We start from the raw sequence: 25,057 nt of genomic DNA on the forward strand, positions 1-25,057 counted from the left end.
GCTTCGTGCAATGAATCCCGAACACTCCCCGCTCGGCAAGGCCACCGTCTACGCAGCCCAGTACGACGCGTCGCTGTTGTTCCCGATCCCGCGCGCGGGCGCGCGCGAGCAGCTCGGCATCACGGCCGCGCTGCCGTTCTTCGGCACCGACATCTGGAACGCCTACGAGCTGTCGTGGCTCAATGCGCGCGGCAAGCCGCAGGTCGCGGTCGCGACCTTCTACGTGCCGGCCGAATCGCCGAACATCGTCGAATCGAAGTCGTTCAAGCTGTATCTCGGCTCGTTCGCGCAGTCGAAGTTCGACTCGATCGACGCGGTGCGCGACACGCTCAAGCGCGACGTCTCGGCCGCATGCGGCGCGAGCGTCTCCGTGCAGCTCGTGTCGGCGCACGATTTCGGCAAGCTCGAGATGGAAGAGCTCGACGGGCTGTCGCTCGACCGGCTCGACCTCGACACCGACGTGTACGAACCCGATCCGTCGCTGCTGTCGGCGGCCGAGGACGAAGCGCCGGTCGAGGAAACGCTCGTGTCCGATCTGCTGCGCTCGAACTGCCCGGTCACCGGCCAGCCCGACTGGGGCAGCGTGCAAATTCACTACGTCGGGCCGCAGATCGATCACGCGGGGCTGCTGCGCTACATCATCTCGTTCCGCAACCACACGGGCTTTCACGAGCAGTGCGTCGAGCGGATCTTCCTCGACATCCTGCATGCGTGCAAACCGGTGAAGCTCGCCGTCTATGCGCGCTATACGCGCCGCGGCGGGCTCGACATCAATCCGTTCCGCACCAACTACAACCAGCCGATGCCGGACAACGCACGGACCGCGCGGCAGTAACACCGGCCTGCCCGAAACGAAACAGCCCCGCCGGCTCGCGTCGACGGGGCTGTTTCACTGTGCGCAGGAGATTGCGCGGCCGCGTTACTTCGCCGGCGCCTTGTAAGCGATGCAGTCGACTTCGACCTTGCAGTCGATGACCATGCTCGACTGCACGCATGCGCGTGCCGGCGGATGCTCGCCGAAGTACGACACGAACACCTTGTTGAACGACGCGAAATCGCGCGCGTCGTCGAGCCACACGCCGCAGCGCACGACGTGTTCGAGGCCGTAGCCGGCTTCCTTCAGGATCGCGATCACGTTCTCGATCGTCTGCTTCGATTGCGTGACGATGCCGCCTTCGACGACCTCGCCGTTCACCATCGGCGTCTGGCCCGACACGTACAGCCAGCCATCGGCCTCGACTGCACGTGCAAACGGCATCACCTGCCCGCCCGTGCCCTTCGCTTCGCCCACGCCATATCGCTTCATCGTTTCACTCCTTGTATGTCGACCGCAGCCCGAGCGTCAGCGCTGGCTCCGGCCCATGCAACACACGGTTGCGGATGCGCGCACCGACGACGGCACGCGCGGCAGATCGGAACAACGACCGCGCTCAGAACGCGGCGTCGGCACTCGCCGGCACGCGCTCGCCGCGCGCGACGAATCCGCCGGCGCGCTCGCCGGTCGGCTGGCCGTTTTCATAAGTGAGCACGCCGTTCACCCACACCGCGTCGATACCGTGCGCGGGCTGCTGTGGCTTCTCGAACGTCGCGGCATCGATCACACGCGCCGGATCGAACAGCACGAGATCCGCGTGGTAGCCGACATGCACTTCGCCGCGCCGCGCGATCCCGTAGCGGCGCGCGGACAGCGACGTCATCTTGCGGATCGCCTCCTCGAGCGGCAGCAGGTTCGTGTCGCGCACGTAGTGGCCGAGCACGCGCGGGAACGCGCCCCACAGCCGCGGGTGCGGCAGCGGATCGTTCGGCAGGCCGTCGGAGCCGACCATCGTCGCCGGATGCGACAGGATCCGCCGCACGTCGTCCTCGGACATGTTGTGGTACACGGCGCCCGCCGGGCGGATGCGCTGCGCGGCTTCCTGCTCGGTCACGCCCCAGTCGGCCGCGATCGCCTTCAGCAGCTTGCCCGCCACCTCCGGGTGCGGCTCCGACCACGTGATCGTGATGTCGATGTCGCCCGTCACCTGCTTCAGGTCGAGCGTCGACGAGCTGCGGCTGTACGGGTAGCAGTCGCAGCCGACCGGCTGGTAGCGGCGCGCGCCTTCGAGCGATGCGAGCACTTCCGTGCTGCGCCCCCAGTTCGACGGGCCCGCGCACTTCAGGTGCGAGATCACGACCGGCACGCGCGCATGGCGGCCGACCTGGTACGCCTCTTCCATCGCGTCGAGGATCGCGTCGAACTCGGTGCGCATGTGCGTCGTGTACAGCGCGCCCGCGTTCGCGAGCGGCTCGGCGAGCGCCATCACCTCTTCGGTCGGCGCCGCGAACGCGGAGCCGTACGCGAGGCCCGACGACAGCCCGAGCGCGCCGTTCGCGAGCGCCTCCTCGAGCTGCGCGCGCATGCCGGCGATTTCGCCGTCGGTCGCCGCGCGATCGAGGCGGTCCATCTGGTTGTTGCGCAGCGCGGTGTGCCCGACGAGCGCCGCGACGTTCACGGCCGGACGCGCGTCGTTCACGGCCGCGACATAGGCGGCGAAGGTCGGGTACTGGAACGCGCCACGCTCGCCGAGCAGGTTCATCGGGTCGGGCGGATCGCCCGCGAGCGTCACCGGCGACGCGCTGATCCCGCAGTTGCCGACGATCACCGTCGTCACACCCTGCGAGATCTTCGGCAGCATCTCCGGCGCGCGGATCACGTGCGTGTCGTCGTGCGTGTGCACGTCGACGAAGCCCGGCGCGAGCGCGCGGCCGTTCGCATCGACGACGGTCTCGGCAAGCCAGTTCGACAGATTGCCGATCGCCGCGATCACGCCGTTGCGGATCGCGACGTCGCGCGTGACGGGCGGCGCGCCGGTGCCGTCGTACAACTGCGCGCCGACGATCAGCGTATCGGCGGCTTCGGGATGCGAATGCATGGTCAGTCTCCTACCGGTTGACGGTCTCCGCCGCCGCGGTGCGCATCGAGCGCATGCTTGATGCGGCGCAGCGATTCTCGGCCCGCATCGCCGAGCCGCAATGCGACTCCGGTGACGAGCACGTCGATCGCCATCATCATCGCGTAGCGCGATGTCGAAGGCTTGTAAATGAAATCGGTTTCGAACGCGACGACCGGGATCAGGTGGTCGGCGAGCTTCGCGAGCGGCGAAGCCGGCGCGGTGATCGCGATCAGCTTCGCGCCGTAGCGCTTCGCGAGACGGCAGCTCTCGAGCAGCTCGGGCACGCGCCCGCTCACCGACAGCGCGACGACCACGGCATCGCGCGACAGCGTCGCCGACACCATCCGCTGCAGCAGGCTGTCCTGGTAGGTCGCGACCGGCCGGCCGAAGCGCACGAGCCGGAAGCGCAATTCGTCGGCGAGCGCGGTCGAGCCGCCGCCCTGCCCGTACACGTAGATCATCTTCGCGCCGGCGAGCAGGTCGGCCGCCGCGTCGAACGACGTGTTGCGCAGCAACTGGTGGTTGTGCGCGAGCGCCACGCGGATTTCGTCGTAGACGACCGATGCGGGGCTCGCGTCTTCTTCCGGATGCTCATCGGCCGGCACGAGAAAGCGCTGGCCGACGGCCGCCGCCTGCGCGACGAGCACCTTCAGTTCGCGCACGTCGCGGCAGCCCACCGCCTTCGCGAAACGCGTGACCGTCGCGACACTGACCTCCGCGTCGCGCGCGAGCGCGCCGATGCTCGCATGCGCGGCGCGCGCGAGATCGGCGAGGATGAATGCGGCGACCTTGCGTTCGGCCTCGCGCAACTCGGGCGCGCATTCGGCGATCCGCGCGACGATGTCGAGGACCGGCGGGGCAGCCGAAGCCGAATGGGCCTCGGCCGTGAACGGAGCGGACGGGGTGGCGGGCGAATTCATCTGCTGAAAAGTGGGTTGCGCCTCATGTTACTAAATAACATCACCGCGCCGATGCTACTTTCTGTACCATCTGCGTGTCAACTTCAGTGCAATGTATAGTGATGATGGAGCGGGATGACATGAAAGTTACAAACTATCAGGAACCGACAATCAATCCGTTGGGCAAGGGCCTCGGCAACCTGCCGAGCGCGAGCGTGCCGCTCGACGACGCGAGCCGCCTCGAGTGGAACCTGCTTGCGGAAGACGTCAGCCTGCCGGCCGCCGTGCTGTACGCGGATCGCATCGAACACAATCTGAACTGGATGCAGGCGTTCGTCCAGCAGTACGGCGTGAAGTTCGCGCCGCACGGCAAGACGACGATGGCGCCGCAACTGTTCCGCCGCCAGCTCGACGCCGGCGCATGGGGCATCACGCTCGCGACCGCGCACCAGACGCAGGCCGCGTATCACGGCGGCGTACGGCGCGTGCTGCTCGCGAACCAGCTGGTCGGCCGCCAGAACATGACGATCGTCGCTCAGCTGCTGTCCGATCCCGAGTTCGAATTCTTCTGCCTCGTCGATTCGGCCGACGGCGTCGACCAGCTCGGCCGTTTCTTCGGCGACGCGAAGAAGACGCTGAACGTCCTGCTCGAGCTCGGCGTGCCAGGCGGCCGCGCGGGTGTGCGCGACGCCGCGCAACGCCAGGCCGTGCTCGACGCGATCGCACGCTATCCGGACACGCTGAAGCTGGCCGGCATCGAACTCTACGAAGGCGTGCTGAAGGAGGAAGGCGAGATCCGCACGTTCCTGCAGGACGCGGTCGCACTCACGCGAGAGCTGGCCGAAGCCGGCCGTTTCGCGCGCACGCCGGCGATCCTGTCGGGCGCCGGGTCGGCGTGGTACGACGTGGTCGCGGAGGAATTCGCGAAGGCATCCGACGCCGGTTTTGCGGAAGTCGTGCTGCGTCCGGGCTGCTACCTGACGCACGACGTCGGCATCTACAAGAAGGCGCAGACCGACGTGTTCGCGCGCAACCCGATCGCCCGCAGGATGGGCGAAGGGCTGCTGCCGGCGCTGCAGCTGTGGGCGTACGTGCAGTCGGTGCCCGAGCAGAATCGCGCGATCATCGCGCTCGGCAAGCGCGACGCGGCGTTCGACGCGGGCCTGCCCGAGCCGGCGCGCCACTTCCGCCCGGGCCGCGACAGCGCGCCGCGCGATGTCGCCGCGAGCGAAGGCTGGGCCGTCACCGGGATGATGGACCAGCACGCGTACCTGCAGATCCCGCCGGGCGCGGACGTGAAGGTCGGCGACATGGTCGCGTTCGACATCTCGCACCCGTGCCTGACGTTCGACAAGTGGCGCCAGTTGCTCGTCCTCGATCCGCAGTTCCGCGTGACGGAAGTCGTCGAAACCTTCTTCTGAAGCCCCGCGCACACCGCCCTGCCGCCGCGCGGGGCGGCCGTCACGCGCGCTTCAAGCGGCCGGAGTACACTGCGCTTTCGTCCTCGGGGCCGCTTCGCCGCCGCACGCCGTCTGCCATATGCGGCGGCGCGAACGGGCCCTCAACGCTGTTCAATGGAGAAAGCCATGGCCGCGAAGAAGATCCTGTTCCTGACCGGCGATTTCGCCGAAGACTACGAAACGATGGTGCCGTTCCAGGCGCTGCAGGCCGTCGGCCATCACGTCGATGCAGTCTGCCCGGGCAAGCGCGCGGGCGACAAGGTCAAGACCGCGATCCACGATTTCGAGGGCGACCAGACCTACACCGAAAAGCCCGGCCACAACTTCACGCTGAACGCGACGTTCGACGATGTCGATGCGTCGGCCTACGACGCGCTCGCGATCGCGGGCGGCCGCGCGCCGGAGTACCTGCGTCTCGATGCGAAGGTGATCGCGCTGGTGCGCGCGTTCGCCGAAGCCGGCAAGCCGATCGCCGCGATCTGCCATGCGGCGCAGCTGCTCGCGGCCGCAGACGTGATCCGCGGCAAGCGCATCTCGGCCTACCCGGCCTGCGCGCCGGAAGTGAAGCTCGCGGGCGGCGAGTACGCGGACATCCCGGTCGATGCGGCCGTGACCGACGCGCCGTTCGTCACCGCGCCCGCGTGGCCCGCGCATCCGGCATGGCTCGCGCAGTTCCTCGCACTGCTGGGCACGCGCATCGAGCTGTAGACGAAACTGAATGAAATGAAGTGAAACGCCGGCCAGCGGCGGGTTCGTGCGACCCGCATGCCGGGCCGATCAGGATCGGTCGACGGGGCGCGCCCCGTCGTGCCGCTTCCGCCCTGCCCTTCAGTGCTGCGCCGGCGTCGAGCCGACTTCCGCAATCCGCGACTCCAGCATCGCCAGCGCACCCGACAGCGCGGTCAGCACGTCGTCCGGCAGTTGCGCCATCGTCTGGTCGAGAAACGCCTTGCGGCGCGGCAGGCACGCGTCGAACGCAGCGCGGCCGACTTCGGTCAGCGTGACGTTGGTCACGCGGTTGTCGCGGGCGTCGGACGCGCGCTCGATCCAGCCGAGCGCGTCGAGCGATTTCAGCTGGCGCGTGAGCGCGCCCGGATCGATGCGCAACACCTCGACGAGCTTCTTCTGCGACGAATGCCCGCCCATCGTGTGCAGCGCGACCATGATGCGCCAGCGCGGCATCGGCTGCCCGACGTGCGTTTCGAACGCGCTCATGAATGCGCGATACGTGCGTCCGAATTGCTGCAAGATCGCGACGCGGTCCTGTTCTTCCATGCGCTGATATCTACCCGTTCAATCGGTGAATCGTTCAATCGGCCGCGACATGCGGTTCGATCTTGCGCCGCAGCGCGATCGGCGGCACGCGGCGACACTGCCACACCGACACCACGGCGACGACGGCCGCCATCGCGACCCCCAGGTGAATCGCGCCGACCAGCGATTCGCGGGCCGCTTCCAGCAGCAGCGCGCCATTATGCCCGGCGCGGGTCAGCTCCGCGACGAGACCGCCCTGCGCGGCGCGGTCGATCAGGATCTGCGGATCGGCGAGTTGCGCGTGCCACTGCAGCGCATGGTCGCCCGACAACGCATCGCGCACGCCGCTCGAATACATCTGGTTGACCAGCGTGCCCGTCAGCGCGGTGCCGATCATCCCGCCGACCATCCGCAGCGACTGCAGCAGCGCCGTCGCGATGCCGAGGTGCTCGCGGCCGGCCGTCTGCTGCGCGAACACGGTGAGGTTCGGCAGCACGAAGCCGAGGCCGATGCCGCCGGCGACCATCAGCGCCATCAGCACCCAGGTCGGCGTCGTGTGCGTCGACACGACGATGCCCGCGCACGCGATCGCGAACAGAACGAAACCGACGTGCAGCATCGTATTCGGATTGCGGATGCGCGTGACGACGCGGCCGTTCATGATGCTGCCGATCGTGATGAACACGACGAGCGGCGTGATCACGAGCCCCGCCTCCTTCGGCGACATCCCGAAGCCGCCCTGGAACAGCAGCGGCGCGTAGAACAGCAGCGAGAACATCGAGAAGCCGGCAAGGATCGCGAGCACGAACAGCGCCGACAGCGCGCGATTGCCGAACATGTCGAACGGCAGAATCGGCTGCGCGCAGCGCTTTTCCCAATGCCACAGGCCGACGCCGGCGCCGACCGCGACGACCAGCAGCAGCGACGCCCAGCTCATGACGCCATACTTCGGCAGCCATTCGACGAACAGCTGGAGCGCGCCGAGCGACAGCGCGATCAGCAGCGCGCCGGGCCAGTCGAGCTGCATCTTGCGGTCGTGCTCGACATGCCGCAGATGCGGCAGATAGCGCCACACGAAGAAAAGCGACAGCAGGCCGACCGGCAGATTGACGTAGAACACCGAGCGCCAGCCGAACGACTGGGTCAGGATCCCGCCGAGCGACGGCCCGACCGCGTTTGCGATGCCGAACGCGGAGCTCATCAATACCTGCCAGCGCAGCCGCACGACGGAATCGGGAAACAGGTCCGGAATGCACGCAAACGCGGTGCCGACCAGCATCCCGCCGCCGATCCCTTGCAGGCCGCGCGCGAGCACCAGGAACAGCATGTCGTTGGCCATCCCGCACAGCACCGACGCGCCGGTGAACAAGACGATCGACACGATCACGAACGGCTTGCGGCCGTAATAGTCACCGAGCCGGCCGAAAATCGGCACGGTGATCACGGAACTGAGCAGGTACGAGGTCGCAACCCACGCGTACAGGTCGAACCCCTTGAGCTCGGCGACGATGGTCGGCAACGCGGTGCCGACGACCGTCTGGTCGAGCGCGACGAGCATGGTGACGAACGAAATCCCGATCATCGCCAGCAGCGATTCGCGGAACGGCAGGACTTGCCCGCTCGAATGGTGGGCGGCAGTATGGACGGCCATTTTTTGTTGATGCAACTTTTGACGAGTCAAACAATCTCAAAATTCTAGCACGCCGGAGTAATCTAGGCTGGCGACGGATTCGAGGCCTATGGCCGCCAGGGAGAAAGATGGAACCGATTTCAATCACGCCTGCCGCGACGCTGTCGCCGGAAGACCAGGACGCCTTGCGGCGCGCGAAACAGGTGCTGGAAAGCCCGTCGCTGACGATGAAGCTGACGGGCGTGCTGGGCGCGCCAGTCGAGAAGATGATCGCACGGCTGCCCGACTTCGCGACCGGCAAGATCAACGACGCGACGCAGCTTGCGCTGCGCAAGTGCCTGAACATCGCGCTGCGCACGCTCGGCAAGCCGCAAACGCCCGATGCCGAGCCGGACAAGCCGAGCAACCTGCTGCACAAGCTCGCGGTCGCGACGACCGGCGCGGCGGGCGGCGCGTTCGGTTTCCTCGCGCTGCCGGTCGAGCTGCCGGTGACGACCACGCTGATCTTCCGCTCGGTGTGCGACATCGCGCGCAGCGAGGGCGAGGACCTGGGCTCGGTGGATACGCAGTTGCAGTGCCTGGCCGTGCTCGGCATGGGCGGCAACGCGGACAAGCGGGAAGAGGACGCCGATCTCGGCTATTTCGTGCTGCGCGGTGCGCTCGCGCAGGCGATTTCGAAGGCGTCGTCCGACATCACGACGAAAGGGATCGCCGCGCACAGCTCGGCGGCGGTGTTCAAGCTCGTGCAGACAGTGGCATCACGCTTCTCGGTACAGGTCACCGAGCAGATGGCCGCGAAGTCGATCCCGGCGATCGGCGCGGTGCTCGGCGCGACCGTCAACACGCTGTTCATCGACCACTTCCAGCAGATGGCGCACGGCCACTTCACCGTGCGCCGGCTCGAGCGCAAGTACGGCCCGCTCGCCGTGCAGGCCGCGTATCAGGCGATCGACGGCTCGCCCACGCGCTGAACCGCCCGCTCGACCGCGACGCGGCGCAGGAACGCGGCCGCACGGTCGAGCGCATCGCGCGACTCCGGCACCATCGGCGTGTACAGCTGCCACACGTGCGGCATGTCGGGCCACACCTCGATCTCCACCGGCACGCCGGCCACCTTCGCGTTGTCGGCGACACGGCGTGAATCGTCGAGGAGCACCTCGGTGCTGCCCGCCTGGATGAAGAGCGGCGGCAGCCCCGTGAAGTCCGCATAGAGCGGCGACGCGTACGGATGCGTCGCCGATTCGTCTCCCAGATACAGCTTCGCGGCCTTCGGCAGCGCCGCAGCCGCGAACATCGGGTCGAGGCCGTCGTTGCTGCGCATCGTGTCGCCGGTGCCGGCCAGGTCGGTCCACGGCGAGAACAGGATCGCGCCGGCCGGCAACGGCTCGCCGCGATCGCGCAGCGCGACGAGCGTCGCGAGCGCGAGGCCGCCGCCCGCCGAATCGCCGCCGAACACGATCGACTCGGGCGGCGTGCCGAGCGCGAGCAATTGCCGGTACGCGGCCAGCGCGTCGTCGAGCGCGGCCGGGAAGCGGTTCTCGGGCGCGAGCCGGTAGTCGAGCGAGAACGAGCGCACGCCCGCGCGCTTCGTGAGGCCGAACACGAGCGGCCGATGGGTCTTCGTCGAACAGAAGTAGTAGCCGCCGCCGTGGAAGTACAGCAGCGTGCGGCCGGGCCCGCGAGCGGCGACCGCATCGGTGCGTTCGAGCCATTCGCCGCGCAGCGGCGCGTCGCCGGGACCGTAGCATTCGCGCAGCCGGTAGCCCGACGGCGCGCGACGCGGCACGATCATTCTCAGCTCGGTAAAGCGCCGCGCGCGGGCAGGATCGAGCACCGGGCGCGTGGTCTCGGGACGAAACTGCCAGCGCAGCAGCCAGCACGCGAACTTGCTTTGCCAACTCATCGAACACACACTCCGTCGTCGCAGTGTGACGATGGTACGTGCGATCGTCGCCGCGCTGCTCGACGGGAGCCTCTATATCAAACGCCGGCCTCAGTTCGCCGGCATCAACTGGCCGCGGATCTCGCCGGACGGATGCTCCTTCGTGTGCACGTTGAAGTACCACTTGCCGCCCATCAGGTCGGTCACTTGCGAGTCGGTGAGCTCCTTCGAGCCCTTGATCGGGCTCGCGAGCGCGTCCTTCGGGATCGGCACCTGCACGCCGGCGTTCTGGCCGACCGGCGCGGGCCCGTGGAAATGCGCGGCGGTGGCCGGCCCCGTGAGGTGTTCGTAAGTCACCGTCCACTGCAGCATGTGGGTGGCCGTGTCGTAGGTCGCATCGACGGCGCCGTCGCCCTTGGTCGCGGTGGGCGGCACTTCGCTGGACGGCTGCAGGCTGGCGGACAAGCGCACCGTTTCGGCGGCGGCACTGCCGGCGGCCAGGACGCCCGCGAGCAACGCCACGTGGAGCAAACGCAGCTTCGGCATGAATCCTCCTTGTACGAAGGGGTACGTCACCCGGACGGGGACGTTCCATGATGGTAGTCGATCGCCGCCGATCCGGCACCGCTGCGTCGCCCGCCAGCCTGACGGAACCTGGAAGAGACCTTTGCAGCGGAAGCCCTGAATCCGCACGCGGCGTTTCGCTACACTTCGTCTCACAGTTGCTTGTTTCCTTCGTCCGAAGGAGTCTGCGAGTATTCACGCGGCCATCCGGCCGCGTTTTTTTTTGCATGCGGCAAGCAACGTGCTGCGTGCGAGTACCGCTTTCAGCCCCGCCTGTTGCCAAGCACCACGAATCATTTTCCGTCTCGTGCACGTGCGTTCGACATGCCTGCCGCCTCGCGGCGAGACGCGCCCGCATACCCGGCAGGGTGTCACGATACGTGTAACAAGTTATTGCGCGAAGCCGGGTCGACACGTGTTTTCGTGGGCCGGAAAATGTTCGCGTGTTGTCGTGACTGGAAAGTGAACCGTGCCGGCCTGTCTCCCGATGCCCTGCCCGACCCGCCCCGTCGGCGTCCGCCCGCTGCTGGCGGGTCTTTGCTCCGCCGCCGCCCTCTACGGCGCCCCCGCCGACGCGCAGGAGTTCTCGCTGTTCGCCGGCCCGCTGTGGGGCGGCGGCCAACGCACGTATTCCTGGGCGTTCGACTACCAGGAAGGCTTGAGCGCGCATACCGCGCTCGGCTTCACGTGGTACAACGAAGGGCACATTCCGAACCACCACCGCGATGGTCAGGCGGTGCAGTTCTGGGGCCGCGTGCCGCTCGAGAACCGCCGTCTGGTGCTGTCGGCCGGCGCGGGCCCGTATCGCTACTTCGACACGGTGCCGGCCGCCGAAGGCCGCGGGTACTCGAATACGCACGGCTGGGGCGTGCTGATGAGCGTGCGCGCCGCGTACTACACATCGCACCGCTGGATCGCGCAGCTCCAGGTCAACCGCGCGCAGGTGTTCAGCGGGCCCGGCACGACGTCGGTGATGTTCGGCGTCGGCTACCAGCTCGATGCGCCCGACACGCCGGGCCCGCGCGACACCGCGCTGCCGCGCACGCGCGAGGTCACGCACAACGAAGTCACCGCGATGCTCGGCGAGACGATTCTCAACAGCCGCTCATCGCCATCGACGCTCGGCGGCAGCCTCGAATACCGGCGCGGCCTCACGCGTTCGATCGACTGGACCGCGACGTGGATGTACGAAGGCGCGAAGCAGGCGGTCCGACGCAACGGCATCGCCTCCGAGCTGTGGCTCACGCGCGCGTTCCTGAACGACAAGGTCACGCTGTCGGCCGGCGCAGGCGCGTATTTCACCGTCAACCAGCACAACAGCGCAGGCAGGCCAGGCCCGGGCGATGGCCGGTTCTCCGGCATCGTGTCGATCTCGGCCAGTTACCGGATCTCCCCGCGCTGGCTCACGCGCATCACATGGAACCGCGTGGTCACGCGCTACGATCGAGACACCGACGTGATCCAGGCCGGCCTCGGCTACCGGTTCTAGCCGGACGCACTCGGCGAGCACGCCGCCCAAATCACGCGCGATAGCCCGGATCGATCCGGTCGACGATGCGCTGCAACGCGTCGAATGCGTCCTGCCCCGCGCCGTGCTTCGGATCGAAGTTCAGCGAATCGCGCACACAGCCTTCGAGCACCGGCGGCGCGATCGGCAGTGCGTCGCCGATCGCGTGGGTCGCGACCTGCACCTCGCACGCGCGATTGAGCAGCCACATCAACGAGAAGGCCTGCGCGAGCGTCGCGCCGATCGTCACGGGCCCGTGGTTGCGCAGCAGCAGCACGGGCCGCCCGCCGGCGCTCTCGACGATGCGCCGCCCCTCCTCGAGATGCACCGTGATGCCCTCGAAGTCGTGATACGCGATCTTCCCGTACAACTGCGCCGAATAGAAGTTCGAGAACGACAGCCCGTCGCGCGAGCAGCACACGGCCATCGTCGGCGTCGTGTGCACGTGCATCACGCAGTGCGCGTCGGGCAGCGCCGCATGGATCGCGCTGTGGAACGTGAAGCCGGCCGGGTTGATCGGCCAGTCGGAATGGCCGATCACGTTGCCGTCGATGTCGATCTTCACGAGGTTCGACGCGCATACCTCGCGGTAATGGAGCCCGAACGGATTGATCAGGAAATGGCCATCCTCACCCGGCACGCGCAGCGAGATATGGTTGTAGATCAGCTCGGTCCAGCCGAGATGGTCGAAGATCCGGTAGGCGGCCGCGAGCTGCACGCGAGCCTGCCATTCGGCTTCGGAGCAGCGGGCGGGACGCGTGAACGGCTGGTTCGGTACACGTTGCATGGGGCACTCCGGTTGCGGGCGCGGCGGCCGCGCGGGCGGCTCGCGCAACGTCCCTCGTCTCCTGGCGGCGCACGCGGCGCGCCGCTGCGTCAAGCGCAGGCGCGTGCGCTGCGTCGTTCGGCACCGCAGCAGCCCGCATTGCACGAGCCGTCCGGCGGCACCCGTCACGATACGCATATCGTTGCGCGCACAACCATATCACCTTTCCCCGCGCACCGGTATCGCGGGTTTGGCCCGAGCCGTTCCGGCCCTTACAACTGGTCGTCGACCGGCAGCAGCATGAAGAGGCCGGTCATCAGGTTGCGCATCAGTCCGGCATGCGGATCGACGTGATAGGTGGCCGGCTCGTCGTTGTCGGTGCCGGTCCACACGAGTTCGGGCGTGCCTCCGCCCGCCGGCGTCGCGAGGCTCACGCGGTAGCTTTCGTCGGGCTGCGTCACGCGCGCGAAGATCGTCGCGGCCTGCTGCGCGATCGTCGGGCTGTGGATCACGAGCGCGAGTTCCGTATTCAGGTGCGCGGAACGCGGATCGAGGTTCATCGAGCCGATCACGAGGATCTTGCGGTCGATCACGTACGCCTTCGCATGCAGGCTCGCGCGCGAGCGTGAGCCGAACAGGCCCGCACGCGGCGCGTTCGGCCGCGCCTTGAATTCGTACAGTTCGACACCGTGAAGCAGCAGCGGCACGCGGTACGGCGCGTAGCCGGCCTGTACGGCGACCGCGTCGGTCGCGGCGAGCGAATTGGTCAGGATCGCGACGCGCACGCCGCGCGCGGCCGTGTCGCCGAGGATCTTCACGCCCGCGTCGTGCGGCACGAAGTACGGCGAAAACGCGAGAAATTCCTGCTGCGCGCCGCGCGTCAGTTCGACGAGACGCTGCATCGGCGGGCTCACGTACGCGTCGGTCGGCCGCATGACCTTGTCCGGTGCGTCGACCTTGAATTCGGCCGGTGCCCACACGAGTTCGAGCTCGTCGCGTTCGATCTGCTGCGCGAGCGGTGTCGCGTTCAGCGGCTTCGCGTTGTACGGATCTGCGTTCTTGCGCCAGTGGTCGCGCAGCTCGTCGCGCATCGCGTCGAGATCCTTCGGATCGAACGTCTGATGATTCAGCACCCGCAGCGGATAGCTGCTCGCGCTTGCCCAGTAGTCGTCGAAGCTCGCCGAGATGTCGTTCGTCACGGGGCCGGCCGCGAGCACGTCGAGATCGCGGAACTGCAGCGTCGGGCTCGCGCTGAAGTATTCGTCGCCGAGATTGCGGCCGCCGACGATCGCGATCTGGTTGTCCGCGATCATCGCCTTGTTGTGCATCCGCCGCGTAAAGCTGTCGATCCGCGTCAGGAAGTTGGCCGTGCGCTCGACCATCCGGTAACGCGACGCGCCGAACGGGTTGAACACGCGAATCTCGATCTTCGGGTGCGTATTCAGCGCGGCCATGACGCGGTCGATGTCGCGGAAATTCAGGTCGTCGACCAGCATCCGCACACGCACGCCGCGATCGGCCGCATACAGCGCCGCGCCGAGCAGCAGTTTGCCGGTCGTATCCTCGGTCGCGATGTAGTACTGCATGTCGAGCGTCTTCGTCGCCGCACGCGCGAGCGCGATGCGCATCTGCAGCGCGGTCGCGCCGTCGGGCAACAGCCGGAAGCCGGATTGCCCCGGATGCGCCGCTTCCGGCGCGGCCAGCGCGTTGCGCAGCGGCGTCGCGGCATCGGCCGGCAACGCGTGCGAGACGGGGCGATCGAGCGTGGTGGCGGGCGGATGCGTCGCGCAGGCGGCGACCAGCGACAGCAGCGCGCAGACGGCGAGCGCACGGGCCGGGCGGCAGGCGGCGCGCCACGACAGCGCGGCCGGCGCGCGCCGGATCAAAGACGTAAGCACGGAAACTTCCTCGACAGGCGGATCAACGGTTCCGCAAACGCCGCAGCGTGCGGCTGACGGGTGGCTCCAGTCGATTCTAGTGGGCGCCCGATGAACCGGTCAATCGCGCGGCTCGCGCGTGCGGCGCCGCGCAACCGCTACACGCGCCGCCGGCGAGGGCATCCGGGAACGGCAGCCCGCGGCACCCATGGTCCAACCAATTTCAGGACGTGTCGCCGCTTCGCTCGAAGTGGCTGCGCACATAGTCGATATGGGTCTGCATCGCGGTGCGCGCCTCCTCGGGCCGGTGCGCGCAGATCGCCTCGCACACCACCCGGTGCTGCAGCAACAGCAGCTCGGACGCCCGCTCGTCGCGCGTCGTCATCCCCGTGACGTTGATCGAGATGTGCTCGCGCAGCATCCCGATCACGCTCGTGTGCAGGTGCAGGAACATCGTGTTGTGCGACGCCAGCGCGATCGCCTCGTGCAGCTTCGCGTCGGTCGATGCCTCGACGGCCCCGTCGTCGTTCGCGTGCGCGATCTCGAGCTCGCGCAGCAGCGCACGGATCCGGCGCCGGTCGTTCGCATCCGCGCGCAGCGCGGCGAAATACGCGGTCGCGCCTTCGAGCACGCGACGGAATTCGAGTATGTCGTCGCGCAGCGCCGGGTGGTCGGCGACCAGTTGGCCCCACGGCGACGCGATGCCCGAGCGCAACTGGTCCGTCACGTACACGCCCGCGCCACGCCGGCTCTGCAGCAGCCCGCGCGCGACGAGCCGCTGGGTCGCCTCGCGCACCGTATTGCGCGCCACGCCGTACTGCTGCGCGAGCACGCGCTCGGCCGGCAGCCGCGCACCGGCCGGCCAGGTGCCGTCGAGCAGCGCCGTCTCGATCTTGCGCATCACCACTTCGGTCCGGCCCCGTGCCGTCATCGCCGCCATCGCCGTCTCCCCATCGGAATACCCGCCGCCCCGATTGGCCCAACCAATTTGAGCTACGGCGCCGTCGCGGGAATTATGCAGCGAAATCGTCGTCCCGCATTCGCTTGCCGGGCCGGCCCCCTGGAGCGAGACATGAACGAAAGGCACTACCCCGCCGCCGCCCCCGCGCACGTCTATCTGTTCGCGACCTGCCTGGTCGACCTGTTCGTCCCCGAAGCCGGGCTCGACGCGGTCCGCCTGCTGGAACGCGAAGGCCTGACCGTCCACTATCCGCGCGGCCAGAGCTGCTGCGGGCAGCCGGCCTATAGCAGCGGCAATCCCGACGAGGCTCACGGCGTCGCGGCCGCGCAGCTCGATCTGTTCGCCGAGCCGTGGCCCGTGATCGTGCCGTCCGGCTCGTGCGCGGGCATGATCCGGCACCATTGGCCGGCCCTGTTCGCCGACGACCCCGTGCACGGCCCCAAGGCGCGCGCGATCGCGGAGCGCACCTACGAACTCGCCGAATTCCTCGTCCACGTGCTCGACGTGCGGCTCGACCGCCTCGACACGAACGCCGGCCCGGACGAGCGCGTGGTGCTGCACACGTCGTGCGCGGCCCGCCGCGAAATGGGCACGCGCGTGCACGGCGTCGCGCTCGTCGACGCGCTGCCGGGCGTCACGCGCATCGAACACGAACGCGAATCGGAATGCTGCGGCTTTGGCGGCACGTTCTCGCTCAAGCACCCCGACATCTCCGGCGCGATGGTGCATGACAAGGTCGCATCGGCCTGCGCGACGGGCTGCGACCGACTCGTGTCGGCGGACTGCGGCTGCCTGCTGAACATCGGCCACGCAGCGGCCAAGGCCGGCGCGACGCTGCCCGTCGAGCATCTCGCGAGCTTCCTGTGGCGCCGCACGGCAGGCGCCGGCTCGCTGCGCGGAGACGCGCAATGAGCGCGCGCGACGCCATCCTCGCACGCCTGCGCGCCGCCGCGCCCGGCGTCGCAGCGAACGCCCCCCCCGCCCTCGATGCGCGCATCGACACGCATTACGCGGCGCGGCGCGCCGCGGTCGCCCCCGATTCCCATGCGCTCGCGCAGACGATGCAGGCTGCACTCGCCGCGTCGCACGCCGACGTCTGGTGCGCCACCGCCGATGCGTGGCCCGCGCAGCTTGCCGCACGGCTCGCCGACGCCGGCGTGCGTCGCCTGCTGCTCGACCCGGCCCGCGCCGAATCCGCTGCCCTCGCGCGCGCGCTGCCCGACGCGGTCGCGCCGGTGCCGTTCGACCGGCCGATCGACGAGTGGAAAGCCGAACTGTTCGACACGATCGACGCCGGCTTCACCGTCGCGCGCTCGGGCATCGCGGCAACCGGCACCGTCGTGCTCGCGCCCGATGCCGCCACGCCGCGCACGGTGTCGCTGGTGCCGCCGCTGCACGTCGCGCTCGTCCATGCGAACACGCTGCACGCGGACCTCCACGCGGCCGTGCACGCGGAGCGCTGGCACGCCGGGATGCCGACCAACGTCGTGCTGGTGTCGGGCCCGTCGAAGACCTCCGACATCCAGCAGACCCTCGCGTATGGCGCGCACGGGCCGCGCAACCTCTGGGTCGTGATCGTCACCGAACCGACCGCAACCGCCTGCCAGGACCTGCCGCGATGAGCGACCAACCGCTGCAATTCGTCGCCCCGGGCGACTTCAAGGCCCGCGCGCGCGCCGCGCTTGACGATCCCGCACTGCGCCGGAGCTTTCGCGGCGCGATGGAATTCCTGCAGGGCAAGCGCGCGACCCAGTTCCCCGACGACACCGAGCTGCAGCAGCTGCGCGATCTCGGCGAAGCCGTGCGGCAGCACGCGCTCGCGCAACTGCCCACGCTGCTCGAGCGGCTGGAGGCGAAGCTCACGGCAGCCGGCGTGCACGTGCACTGGGCCGAGACGGCCGCCGACGCGAACGCGATCGTGCTCGGCATCGCGCAGGCGAAGAAGGCGCGCCGCGTGATCAAGGGCAAGTCGATGGCGAGCGAGGAAATCGAGCTGAACCATTACCTTGCGGATCACGGCATCGACTGCATCGAGTCCGACATGGGCGAGTTCATCGTGCAGCTCGCGGGCGAGAAGCCGTCGCATATCGTGATGCCGGCGATCCACAAGACGCGCGGCGACATCGCCGGGTTGTTCGAGAAACACATCCCCGGCACGCGCTACACGGAGGACGTCGACGAGCTGATCCAGACCGGCCGGCGCGCGCTGCGCCGCGCATTCGCGGAAGCCGACATCGGCCTCTCGGGCGTGAACTTCGCGGCGGCCGACACGGGCACGCTGTGGCTCGTCGAGAACGAGGGCAACGGCCGGCTGTCGACCACCGTGCCCGACACGCACGTCGCGATCATGGGCATCGAGAAGGTCGTCGAAAAACTCGAGCACATCGTGCCGCTGTCGAGCCTGCTCACGCGCTCGGCCACCGGCCAGGCGATCACGACCTACTTCAACCTGATCTCGGGCCCGCGCTGCGACGGCGAACGCGACGGCCCGCGTGAACTGCATCTCGTGCTGCTCGACAACGGGCGCACGCAGGCGTACGCGGACGAACAACTGCGCGCGACGCTGCAGTGCATCCGCTGCGGCGCGTGCATGAACCACTGCCCCGTCTACACGCGCATCGGCGGCCACGCGTACGGGACGACCTACCCGGGGCCGATCGGCAAGATCATCTCGCCGCACCTGCTCGGCCTCGACGCGACGGCCGACCTGCCGACCGCGTCGACGCTGTGCGGCGCATGCGGCGAGGTGTGCCCGGTCCGGATCCCGATCCCGAAACTGCTCGTGCGGCTGCGCACCGAGGCGAACCGCAAGCCCGACGAACCCGTCGCGCACCCGCTGCGCGGCCAGGGCGCGAACTACAACCGCGCGGAAGACCTCGTGTGGCGCTTCTGGTCGGGCGCGTTCGCGCATCCGCGCGCGTACCGCGCGTTCCGCTGGACGGCGACGCGCCTGCGCGCGCTGACGCCCGCGAAACAGATGGGCTGGACGCAGCACCGCACGCCGCTCGAACCGGCGCCGCGCAGCCTGTCCGACCTGCTGCGCGCACGCGGCCAGCCCGAATAGACCACCTCGCTTTCAAACCCGTACCGATAGAAATCCATGGAGGAGACACCCATGCAGGTTTGGCATCAGATCTACACCCCGCTCGGCAGCCTCGGGCTGTCGGCGCTCGTCGCCGCGATCCCGATCATCTTCTTTTTCATCGCGCTCGCCGCGTTGCGGATGAAGGGCCACGTTGCAGCCGCGATCACGCTGCTGCTGGCGCTCGGCGTCGCGATCCTCGCTTACGGCATGCCCGTGCCGCAGGCGCTCGCGGCCGCCGGTTTCGGCTTCGCGTACGGCCTCTGGCCGATCGCGTGGATCATCGTCGCGGCCGTGTTCCTGTACAAGATCGTCGTGAAAACCGGCCAGTTCGACATCATCCGCGCGTCCGTGCTGTCGATCACCGACGACCAGCGCCTGCAGATGCTGCTGATCGGCTTCTCGTTCGGCGCGTTTCTCGAAGGCGCGGCAGGCTTCGGCGCGCCCGTCGCGATCACGGCCGCGCTGCTCGTCGGCCTCGGCTTCAAACCGCTGCACGCGGCCGGACTGTGTCTGATTGCAAACACCGCGCCGGTCGCGTTCGGCGCGATGGGCATCCCGATCATCGTCGCCGGGCAGGTGACGGGCATCGACCCGCTCCACATCGGCGCGATGGCCGGCCGCCAGCTGCCGCTCCTGTCGCTCGCGGTGCCGTTCTGGCTCGTGTTCATGATGGACGGGCTGCGCGGCGTGCGGCAGACCTGGCCGGCCGCGCTCGTCGCGGGCGGCAGCTTCGCGTTCACGCAGTACTTCACGTCGAACCACATCGGGCCCGAGCTGCCGGACATCACGTCGTCGCTCGTCAGCCTCGTCGCGCTCGCGGCGTTCCTGAAGGTGTGGCAGCCGCGCAGCGCGCAGCAACCCGCCGGCGGCATCGTCGTGTCCGGTGGCGGCGCGGCGCTGGCCGGGTTCGGCGCTAGCGGCACCGGCACGAGCCGGCAGGCGTCGCCGTACACGCTCGTACAGACCGCGCGTGCGTGGTCGCCGTTCCTGATCCTGACGGCCGTCGTCACCGTGTGGAGCATCGCGCCGTTCAAGGCGTTGTTCGCCGCGCACGGCGCGCTCGCGTCGACCGTGCTGAAGTTCCATGTGGCCGGGCTCGACCAGCTCGTCGTGAAGACCGCGCCGATCGCCGCGACGCCGAAGGCGCTCGACGCCGTGCTGAAGATCGATCTGGTGTCGGCGGTGGGCAGCGCGATCCTCGTGACCGCGCTGATCTCGATGGCGCTGTTGCGGATGAAGCCGCGCGACGCGCTCGTCACGTTCGGCGAGACGCTGAAGGAACTCACGCGCCCGATCCTGTCGATCGGCCTCGTGCTCGCGTTCGCGTTCGTCGCGAACTACTCGGGAATGTCGTCGACGCTCGCGCTGATGCTGGCCGCGACCGGCGCCGCGTTCCCGTTCTTCTCGCCGTTCCTCGGCTGGCTCGGCGTGTTCCTGACCGGCTCGGACACGTCGTCGAACGCCCTCTTCTGCTCGCTGCAGCAGGCCACGGCCCATCAGCTCGGCGTACCCGAGACACTCGCGGTCGCCGCGAACACCACGGGCGGCGTGACCGCGAAGATGATCTCGCCGCAGTCGATCGCGGTGGCATGCGCGGCGACCGGCCTCGTCGGCAAGGAATCGGAGCTGTTCCGCTTCACGGTGCGCCACAGCCTGTTGTTCGCGGTGATCGTCGGCCTGATCACGCTCGTGCAGGCCTACGTGCTGCCGGGGATGGTGCCGTAAGCAAGAGGCGCGGCCCTTTTCCGGTTCCCCGAAAAACAAAAACCCCACGCCCGCAAGAGCGTGGGGTTTCGTTCATCGCGGGCGCCGAACGCGGCCGGCGCACCAGGCGGCGATCAGCTGCCCTTCGCGATGCGATCCTGGATGTGCTGCGCACGGCTGGCCGACGACGGGTGCGAGCTCATCATCGAGCTCTTGCCGCCATCGAGCTGCGCAAGCTTCTGGAACGCGGTGACGAGGCCCTTCTGGTTCATGTTCTTCTGCTTCATCAGGTCGAACGAGTAGTCGTCGGCCGCGCTTTCCTGCGTCTGCGAGAATTGCGCGTTGATGAACTTCTCGGTGATGTCGCCGAGCTGCGAGCTCGTCAGGGCCGCGACGCCCGGCGATGCCGCACCGGCCGCGGTGCGTGCCGCGCTGACCGCGTAGGCGGTCTGCATCGCCTTCTTCGAGTGACCCAGCGCGACGTGGCCCATTTCATGACCGATCACACCGCGCAGTTCGTCGTCGTTCATCATGTCCATCAGGCCGCTGTACACGCGCACGCAGCCGTTGCCCATCGCCCACGCGTTGACGTCCTTGGTCACGTAGACCTTGTAGTTGATTTTCTGGCCGTTGAGCGTCATGTCGCCGAAGCCCTTCATCACCTTTGTCAGGCGCTTCGAGTACGCGCTGTTCGGCGCGGCGATCTTCGATTCGGCGTCGCTCGCCTTGCACGAGTCGTTCGACAGCGCCGCGATGTCGCTGTCCGACAGCGTCGCTGCCTTGAACAGGCTGGTCCCCGCCGACGTCAGGCTGTTCGCGTCGAGACTCTGCACGCCACCGCATGCGCTCAACAGGAACGCCATGCCACACGCTGCCGCCGCTTTCTTGATATGCATCCCGGATCCCTCGGTAGTTGTATTTGGAAGCGGGGATTTTGCATAATCCGGCAGAAAATTACCAGACGTTTACATCAAATGACAGTTTGATTACCAAGCAATTCGAAACGAACGACGCGATTGCTCAATCATTTGACGACAATCGGATCATCAATCGCCGCGACCGGATGACCGGCTGAACGTCGAACGCGACCGGCGCGTGAGCCGCCGCGCGGCCAGCATCGGCAGCCGCACCACAAAACCGGCGACGAGCCGCAGGTGCATCCATACGAGCAGCACGTTGTCGCGGCCATAGTGGAAATGCGACACGCCGCCCTCGTGCGCGCCGAAGTAGCGCACCGGCGCTTCGATGCGGATCGGTCGCACCCCGGCCCAGCACAGCCGCACGGCGGCTTCCGGATCGAAGTCGAAGCCGCGCATCCACGGCTGGCGATGCATGATCGCGGCGAGCGGTGCGACGGGGTACACGCGGAAGCCGTACAGCGAATCGCCGATCCCGGCCCAAAGCGTCTCGAGGTCGGCCCATCCGTTCGACAGCCGCCGGCCCTGCACGCGCAGCTGCGGCGCGCTCGCGTCGAACTTCGGCAGGCCCAGCACCATCGCATCCGGCGCCGCCTGCGACGCGGCCATGAATTCGGGAATCAGGTCGGCCGGATGCTGGCCGTCGGAGTCCATCGTCAGCACGTGCGTGAAGCCGCTTGCGGCCGCCGCGTCGAGCCCGGCCAGCACCGCGGCGCCCTTGCCGCGGTTCTCCGGCAGCACGATCACGCGCAGCCCGGGGTCGCGCTCGGCCATCGCCTGCAGCCGCTCGGCGCTGCCGTCGGTGCTGCCGTCGACGACGACCCACACCGGGTTCCACTGCGCGCGGGCGTTGCGCACGGTCGTGTCGACCTTGACGCCCGGGTTGTAGCTCGGAATCAGTACGAGATGGGTGGACGAGGCGTGCAGCTTGAACATGGAAACGGCCGATTGCGGAGACGAGGATCCTGACAAAAGTGTATGACCTGCAGGCGACTGCCGACAGGCTTCGTCGACGCCGCGTTCGCGCAGCGACAGGCCCGCGCGCAATGCGGCGGCACCGCCTGTCACGTGTTCGCGCGCGACCTCGGTCGTGGCGGACGACGGGGAACACGCTCGCCGTTCGGCGTCGACTGAATACACTGACACTTCGATTTCCTCACTATGCGGTGCGGGCTCGCGGCGTCGTGGCCACGCGCCGCGTTGCGCGCCGTTGCGTCGCGTCAGGCCGACGCCGCGCGCGTCGTCATGCGAGCCCGCCGTTGACGGACAACACCTGTCCCGTCACATAAGCGGCCGCATCGGATACCAGATACGCGACCATCGCCGCGACTTCGTCGGGCCGGCCCGCGCGTTGCACCGGCACGAGCTGCTTGATCCGTTCGGCGGGAAAGGCATGGTCGGCCATCGGCGATTCGATAATGCCGGGCGCGACCGCATTCACCGTGATGCCGCGCGACGCGAGCTCCAGCGACAGCGACTTCGTCGCGCCGATCAACCCCGCCTTCGCGGCCGCGTAGTTGACCTGCCCGCGGTTGCCGGTCACGCCGGCGACCGACGCGATGTTGACGATCCGGCCGCGCCGCGTGCGGATCATCGGCAGCAGCAACGGCTGCGTCACGTTGAAAAAACCATTGAGCGTCACGTCGATCACGCTATGCCACTGCCGGCGCGACATGCCGGCCATCGGGGCGTCGTCGTGAATGCCCGCGTTGTAGACGAGGATCTGCACCGGTGCGTCGTCGATGAACGGCGCGAGCGCGGCGAGCGTCGCATCGGCGTCGGTCACGTCGAAGGCAATCGCATGCGCGGTGCCGCCGGCCGCGACGATCTGCTGCGCGACCGCCTCCGCCTGCGCGAGATTCCGGTTCGCGTGGACCCAGACTTCGTGGCCGGCCTGCGCGAGCGCCGCGCAGATCGCCTGCCCGAGTGCGCCGCTGCCGCCCGTTACGAGCGCCCGCATCGCATTGCTCCGTTCATCGCGTTTCCTCTCGATCGACGCGGCCGTGGTTCGTCCAGCGACCGCCGCCGCGTGCCGTCATCGTCTGCGTGCCGCGTCGCGTTCGCGCGCGCCGCCGTCACTTGGTGCGATGCGCGGCGACGTACTCGGCAAGCGCGCCGAGCGTCGCGAAGATCTTCTGGTTGTCCGGATTGTCCGAGCGCAGCTCGAAGCCGTATTTCTTCGAGATCAGCAGCGCGATTTCGAGGATGTCGATGGAGTCGAGCCCGAAGCCCTCGCCATACAGCGGGGTCCCGGCCGTCACCGTTTCGAGCGTGACGTCTTCGAGATTCAGTTCGCCGATGATCAGCGTGGCGAGCTCTTGTTCAAGTGCGTTCATCATGCTTGCTGGCAGGCGGCCCATGGCAGCGGGAGGCACCCGGAAACGGCAAGCGTCGTGCACGCCCGGCGCGTGCGAAGCGCGCGCGAACCTCCGTCCCTCCGGCGTCTGCCGGCTTCCCCGCCTGCGTGATTGGGGGTCGTTGGTAAAAGTTACGCGGATTCTAGACGATGGGTATCGGCACGTACACGGGGATTGGTTACAGACTGAAGGCCCCCGCCGCCGCCGGTTTCGGGACCCGATCGCAGCAGACGCTTGAGCCGCTTCGGGCGGAAAAGAATCACCGCCACGAAAGGTTCAGTGCGCTGCCATACATTCGGTTACAAAACCCGGCTGCGTCGACCTCGAACCGCCGCGCCGCAGCCCTAAAATGTGCGTGCACGACAACCGGCCCGGACACGCGTCCCGGCCGCCATTCATATGATGTTTGACGGCCCGACGAACGCGTCCGGCCCCGATCCGTCCGATGTTTCCAGCAGCCATGCCGCGCCCGTCCATTCGTCTCGCCCCGGTTTGCCCGCCCGTCCGCCGCCGCGCCGCGACGGACGACAGCCATGCGCGCACGCGCCGCGCGCCCGGAGCGCCGCGATGACCTCGCCGCTCGGCATCGCACGCGGCGTCGGCGCGGCCGCTGCGGTGGCGGCGTACCAGATCGGCGCGCACTACGCGGCCGCGACACCCGGCGCGCACGGCTTCGGCCTCGCGATGGCGCTCGTGCCGCCGCTGCTGTTCGCGCTCGGCGCCGCATTGCGCTCGCCGAGGCGTGGATGGCTGGTGTCCGCATGGCTGCTCGCCACGGTGGCGCTGTGGGCCGCGCGCATTCCGCTCGCGCGCCATTTCGAATGGGGCCTGTATCTGGAGCACGCGAGCTTCAACCTCGCGCTGGCGCTGCTGTTCGGCCGCACGCTCGCGGCCGGCCAGGTGCCGCTGTGCACGCGCTTCGCGACGATGATCCACGGCACGATCTCACCGGCCGTCGCGATCTACACGCGGCGCATCACGTTCGCATGGACGCTGTTCTTCGTCGCGATCGCCGCCGTGTCGACGCTGCTGTTCGCGACCGCGCCGATCGTCGCGTGGTCGACGTTCGCGAACTACCTGTCGCTGCCGCTCGTCGCGGTGATGTTCGCCGCCGAGCATGCGTGCCGGCGCTTCGCACTGCCGCACCACGCAAGGCCGAGGATGATCGACACGGTGCGCGCGTACCGCGCGTCGACACAGCCGTCACGATGAATTCATGGCCGGCGCGGCGCCGCATCGCGGCCGCGCCGGTGACCGTCTC

The 25,057-nt window shown here is 68.4% G+C and carries 24 protein-coding genes; 10 read left to right on the forward strand and 14 right to left on the reverse strand.

Annotation, left to right across the window (positions count from 1 at the left end; genetic code table 11):
- The first annotated feature begins 10 nt into the window (after nt 1-10).
- The gene (gene queF, locus WS75_RS23715; RefSeq protein WP_059607677.1) at nt 11-835 is read left to right on the forward strand and encodes an NADPH-dependent 7-cyano-7-deazaguanine reductase QueF; all 825 of its coding nucleotides are present in this window, start codon (nt 11-13) and stop codon (nt 833-835) included.
- A gap of 84 nt (nt 836-919) precedes the next feature.
- Here queF and WS75_RS23720 read toward each other — a convergent pair whose 3' ends face one another.
- The 3 genes from WS75_RS23720 to WS75_RS23730 all read right to left on the reverse strand — a co-directional run bounded on the left by WS75_RS23720 (nt 920) and on the right by WS75_RS23730 (nt 3,853).
- Nucleotides 920-1,306, reverse strand: a complete 387-nt coding sequence (locus WS75_RS23720; protein WP_006751946.1) for a RidA family protein — start codon at nt 1,304-1,306, stop codon at nt 920-922.
- A 124-nt stretch (nt 1,307-1,430) separates the two neighbouring features.
- Nucleotides 1,431-2,912, reverse strand: a complete 1,482-nt coding sequence (locus WS75_RS23725) for an N-acyl-D-amino-acid deacylase family protein (RefSeq protein WP_059607679.1) — start codon at nt 2,910-2,912, stop codon at nt 1,431-1,433.
- A 2-nt stretch (nt 2,913-2,914) separates the two neighbouring features.
- Entirely contained in the window at nt 2,915-3,853 is a 939-nt protein-coding gene (locus WS75_RS23730; protein WP_059683787.1) for a MurR/RpiR family transcriptional regulator, read from the reverse strand.
- 119 nt (nt 3,854-3,972) lie between these two features.
- On the opposite strand from WS75_RS23730, the gene WS75_RS23735 reads away from it, so the two are divergent.
- Complete coding sequence (locus tag WS75_RS23735; protein ID WP_059683790.1) at nt 3,973-5,253, forward strand: amino acid deaminase; 1,281 nt, start codon at nt 3,973-3,975, stop codon at nt 5,251-5,253.
- Between the two features lie 165 nt (nt 5,254-5,418).
- Entirely contained in the window at nt 5,419-6,000 is a 582-nt protein-coding gene (locus WS75_RS23740) for a DJ-1/PfpI family protein (protein ID WP_014896064.1), read from the forward strand.
- A gap of 120 nt (nt 6,001-6,120) precedes the next feature.
- Here the strand turns inward: WS75_RS23740 and WS75_RS23745 are convergent, their stop codons facing one another.
- Together WS75_RS23745 and WS75_RS23750 are read right to left on the reverse strand one after the other, a co-directional pair.
- Nucleotides 6,121-6,567 carry a MarR family winged helix-turn-helix transcriptional regulator gene (locus WS75_RS23745; protein ID WP_059683792.1) on the reverse strand — a complete coding sequence of 149 codons (447 nt, stop codon included), beginning with the start codon at nt 6,565-6,567 and terminating at the stop codon, nt 6,121-6,123.
- Between the two features lie 34 nt (nt 6,568-6,601).
- Nucleotides 6,602-8,197, reverse strand: a complete 1,596-nt coding sequence (locus WS75_RS23750) for an MDR family MFS transporter (protein ID WP_059683794.1) — start codon at nt 8,195-8,197, stop codon at nt 6,602-6,604.
- 107 nt (nt 8,198-8,304) lie between these two features.
- Between WS75_RS23750 and WS75_RS23755 the strand changes: the two genes are divergently transcribed.
- Nucleotides 8,305-9,147 carry an EcsC family protein gene (locus WS75_RS23755; protein WP_059683797.1) on the forward strand — a complete coding sequence of 281 codons (843 nt, stop codon included), beginning with the start codon at nt 8,305-8,307 and terminating at the stop codon, nt 9,145-9,147.
- Here the strand turns inward: WS75_RS23755 and WS75_RS23760 are convergent.
- Entirely contained in the window at nt 9,117-10,079 is a 963-nt protein-coding gene (locus WS75_RS23760) for an alpha/beta hydrolase (protein WP_059683800.1), read from the reverse strand. The genes WS75_RS23755 and WS75_RS23760 overlap by 31 nt on opposite strands.
- Before the next feature lie 90 nt (nt 10,080-10,169).
- Nucleotides 10,170-10,604, reverse strand: coding sequence for a CHRD domain-containing protein (locus tag WS75_RS23765; RefSeq protein ID WP_059683803.1), 435 nt, complete (start codon nt 10,602-10,604; stop codon nt 10,170-10,172).
- Between the two features lie 505 nt (nt 10,605-11,109).
- Here WS75_RS23765 and WS75_RS23770 point away from each other — a divergent pair.
- The gene (locus WS75_RS23770; RefSeq protein WP_059683805.1) at nt 11,110-12,111 is read left to right on the forward strand and encodes a hypothetical protein; all 1,002 of its coding nucleotides are present in this window, start codon (nt 11,110-11,112) and stop codon (nt 12,109-12,111) included.
- Nucleotides 12,112-12,142: 31 nt separating this feature from the next.
- Here the strand turns inward: WS75_RS23770 and WS75_RS23775 are convergent, their stop codons facing one another.
- The 3 genes from WS75_RS23775 to WS75_RS23785 all read right to left on the reverse strand — a co-directional run bounded on the left by WS75_RS23775 (nt 12,143) and on the right by WS75_RS23785 (nt 15,712).
- The gene (locus WS75_RS23775; protein ID WP_059683806.1) at nt 12,143-12,916 is read right to left on the reverse strand and encodes a class II aldolase/adducin family protein; all 774 of its coding nucleotides are present in this window, start codon (nt 12,914-12,916) and stop codon (nt 12,143-12,145) included.
- Nucleotides 12,917-13,167: 251 nt separating this feature from the next.
- Nucleotides 13,168-14,793: a phospholipase D family protein gene (locus tag WS75_RS23780; RefSeq protein WP_059683809.1), complete on the reverse strand. Its 1,626-nt coding sequence runs from the start codon at nt 14,791-14,793 to the stop codon at nt 13,168-13,170.
- Between the two features lie 202 nt (nt 14,794-14,995).
- The gene (locus WS75_RS23785) at nt 14,996-15,712 is read right to left on the reverse strand and encodes a FadR/GntR family transcriptional regulator (RefSeq protein WP_059683811.1); all 717 of its coding nucleotides are present in this window, start codon (nt 15,710-15,712) and stop codon (nt 14,996-14,998) included.
- A 132-nt stretch (nt 15,713-15,844) separates the two neighbouring features.
- Between WS75_RS23785 and WS75_RS23790 the strand changes: the two genes are divergently transcribed.
- From WS75_RS23790 to WS75_RS23805, 4 genes are read left to right on the forward strand one after another with little or no spacing between them, the layout of a single operon-like run.
- Nucleotides 15,845-16,645 carry a (Fe-S)-binding protein gene (locus WS75_RS23790; protein ID WP_059683813.1) on the forward strand — a complete coding sequence of 267 codons (801 nt, stop codon included), beginning with the start codon at nt 15,845-15,847 and terminating at the stop codon, nt 16,643-16,645.
- The gene (locus tag WS75_RS23795) at nt 16,642-17,355 is read left to right on the forward strand and encodes a LutC/YkgG family protein (RefSeq protein ID WP_059683814.1); all 714 of its coding nucleotides are present in this window, start codon (nt 16,642-16,644) and stop codon (nt 17,353-17,355) included. The genes WS75_RS23790 and WS75_RS23795 overlap by 4 nt, the downstream gene beginning before the upstream one ends.
- Complete coding sequence (locus tag WS75_RS23800; protein ID WP_059683816.1) at nt 17,352-18,797, forward strand: LutB/LldF family L-lactate oxidation iron-sulfur protein; 1,446 nt, start codon at nt 17,352-17,354, stop codon at nt 18,795-18,797. The genes WS75_RS23795 and WS75_RS23800 overlap by 4 nt, the downstream gene beginning before the upstream one ends.
- Before the next feature lie 51 nt (nt 18,798-18,848).
- A complete protein-coding gene (locus WS75_RS23805; protein WP_059683818.1) occupies nt 18,849-20,543 on the forward strand; it encodes a lactate permease LctP family transporter in 1,695 nt (564 codons plus the stop codon).
- A 113-nt stretch (nt 20,544-20,656) separates the two neighbouring features.
- On the opposite strand, the gene WS75_RS23810 is transcribed toward WS75_RS23805, so the two are convergent.
- The 4 genes from WS75_RS23810 to WS75_RS23825 form a co-directional block, all read right to left on the reverse strand.
- Nucleotides 20,657-21,418, reverse strand: a complete 762-nt coding sequence (locus tag WS75_RS23810) for a M48 family metalloprotease (RefSeq protein WP_059683821.1) — start codon at nt 21,416-21,418, stop codon at nt 20,657-20,659.
- A gap of 150 nt (nt 21,419-21,568) precedes the next feature.
- A complete protein-coding gene (locus WS75_RS23815) occupies nt 21,569-22,375 on the reverse strand; it encodes a glycosyltransferase family 2 protein (protein WP_059683824.1) in 807 nt (268 codons plus the stop codon).
- A 307-nt stretch (nt 22,376-22,682) separates the two neighbouring features.
- Nucleotides 22,683-23,399, reverse strand: coding sequence for a 3-oxoacyl-ACP reductase FabG (gene fabG, locus WS75_RS23820; RefSeq protein WP_059683826.1), 717 nt, complete (start codon nt 23,397-23,399; stop codon nt 22,683-22,685).
- 115 nt (nt 23,400-23,514) lie between these two features.
- Nucleotides 23,515-23,799, reverse strand: coding sequence for a phosphopantetheine-binding protein (locus WS75_RS23825; protein ID WP_082729721.1), 285 nt, complete (start codon nt 23,797-23,799; stop codon nt 23,515-23,517).
- 564 nt (nt 23,800-24,363) lie between these two features.
- Between WS75_RS23825 and WS75_RS23830 the strand changes: the two genes are divergently transcribed.
- The gene (locus tag WS75_RS23830; RefSeq protein WP_059683855.1) at nt 24,364-25,008 is read left to right on the forward strand and encodes a hypothetical protein; all 645 of its coding nucleotides are present in this window, start codon (nt 24,364-24,366) and stop codon (nt 25,006-25,008) included.
- Nucleotides 25,009-25,057: the final 49 nt, after the last annotated feature.

Origin of the sequence: Burkholderia sp. FL-7-2-10-S1-D7 (genome assembly GCF_001524185.1) — a bacterium.
Classification (GTDB): domain Bacteria; phylum Pseudomonadota; class Gammaproteobacteria; order Burkholderiales; family Burkholderiaceae; genus Burkholderia; species Burkholderia diffusa.